At 65.9% G+C, this 1,465-nt stretch carries 2 protein-coding genes; one reads left to right on the top strand and one right to left on the bottom strand.

The window, feature by feature from the left end:
• The coding region (locus tag BRAS3809_RS18170) for a PaaI family thioesterase (protein ID WP_035656711.1) at nucleotides 1-299 on the bottom strand (299 nt) is incomplete at its 3' end.
• A gap of 83 nt (nucleotides 300-382) precedes the next feature.
• Here BRAS3809_RS18170 and BRAS3809_RS18165 point away from each other — a divergent pair.
• Nucleotides 383-1,204 (top strand): enoyl-CoA hydratase, encoded by an 822-nt coding sequence (locus tag BRAS3809_RS18165; RefSeq protein ID WP_008963548.1) that lies wholly within the window; start codon nucleotides 383-385, stop codon nucleotides 1,202-1,204.
• The last annotated feature ends 261 nt before the right edge of the window (nucleotides 1,205-1,465 follow it).

The following is a 1,465-nucleotide window of genomic DNA, read 5'->3' as shown; positions in this document are numbered from 1 at the left end:
TCGGCGCCGGCGGCGCCCTTGCGCAGGAAATTGATGTTGAGATTCGTCGTCACCGCGAGCCCGACCGGGCCGATCGCCGACAGCAGCACGACGTACATCGCGAAATCGGCCAGCGCCATCAAGGTCGGCCCGGACACGGTTCCGCCGGGGCGCAGCATGCGCTCGTTGAAGCGTTGCCGCAGCACGCAGCTCTTGCCGTCGGCGCTTTCGATCGCGATGTCGCCGCCGGTCCGAAAGGCCTGCGGAAATTCCGCGTGCAGGAACGCTTCCAGCTCCGGAATGGTCATCTTGGCCGTCATGTCTCCCCCTGCTTTGTGTCGTTGCCTTCTGATACATTAGCCGCCAACAAGCGCCCATACGGAAACGCCAAAGAGAAACCGGAATGTCCGCCCCTGCCCTCGCCCATGCTGCCGACACACCGATCCTGTTGCGCGAGATGGCCGGCTCCGTCGCGGTGCTGACCTTGAACCGTCCCGCGCAGCGCAACAGCCTGTCGGAGGCGCTGATCGCCGAGCTGCATCAGGCGCTCGCCGAGATCGGCGCCGACAAGAGGGTGCGCGCCGTGGTCATCGCAGCGAATGGCCCGGCCTTCTGCGCCGGCCACGATCTGAAAGAGCTCACCGCCCGCCGGGCCGATGCCGATCGCGGCCGCGCCTTCTTCGCCCGGCTGATGAACGCCTGCAGCGCGATGATGCAGGCGATCGTGCACCTGCCGAAGCCTGTCGTCGCCTCCGTCCAGGGCATCGCCACCGCCGCCGGCTGCCAGCTGGTCGCGAGCTGCGATCTCGCCATCGCCTCCGAGCGCGCCTCCTTCGCGACGCCGGGCGTCGACATCGGCCTGTTCTGCTCGACCCCGATGGTGGCGCTGTCGCGCAACGTCAGCGCCAAGCAGGCGATGGAGATGCTGCTGACCGGCGAGCCTGTTCCCGCGGCGCGCGCCCGCGAGATCGGTCTGGTCAATCGCGTGGTGACGGCCGGCACGGAACGCGACACGGCGATTGCGCTGGCACAACAGGTCGCGCGCAAATCCGCGCATACGATCAAGCTCGGCAAGGAGGCGTTCTACCGCCAAGCCGAAATGAACCTTGCCGACGCCTATCGTTATGCGGCAGAGGTGATGACCGAAAACATGCTCGCCCGCGACGCGGAAGAAGGCATCGGCGCCTTCATCGAGAAGCGGACGCCGAATTGGCGGGATGAGTGAGACCCGCCCCGCTCTCTCCACTCATTGCGAGCGAAGCGTGGCAATCCAGAGTCCCACCCGAGCCCCTGGATTGCTTCGTCGCAAGTGCTCCTCGCAATGACGGCTCAACATCTCCGGTCATTCCGGGGTGATGCGCAGCATCGAACCCGGAATCTCGAGGTGATCGGACCCAGCTCGAGATTCCGGGGTCGCCCTTCGGGCGCCCCGGAATGACACTAACGAACAGAAGCGCACGCCCATGAATCACGACACCTATCCCGA

The organism is Bradyrhizobium sp. STM 3809, assembly GCF_000239795.1.
Classification (GTDB): domain Bacteria; phylum Pseudomonadota; class Alphaproteobacteria; order Rhizobiales; family Xanthobacteraceae; genus Bradyrhizobium.
Note: the sequence above shows the minus strand (reverse complement) of the source record. Positions and strands in the feature narration are given on the sequence as shown.

What these genes read in the sequence shown, in the direction of transcription:
- BRAS3809_RS18165 (WP_008963548.1), top strand. Translation starts at nt 383, where the DNA reads ATGTCCGCCCCTGCCCTCGCCCATGCTGCCGACACACCGATCCTGTTG.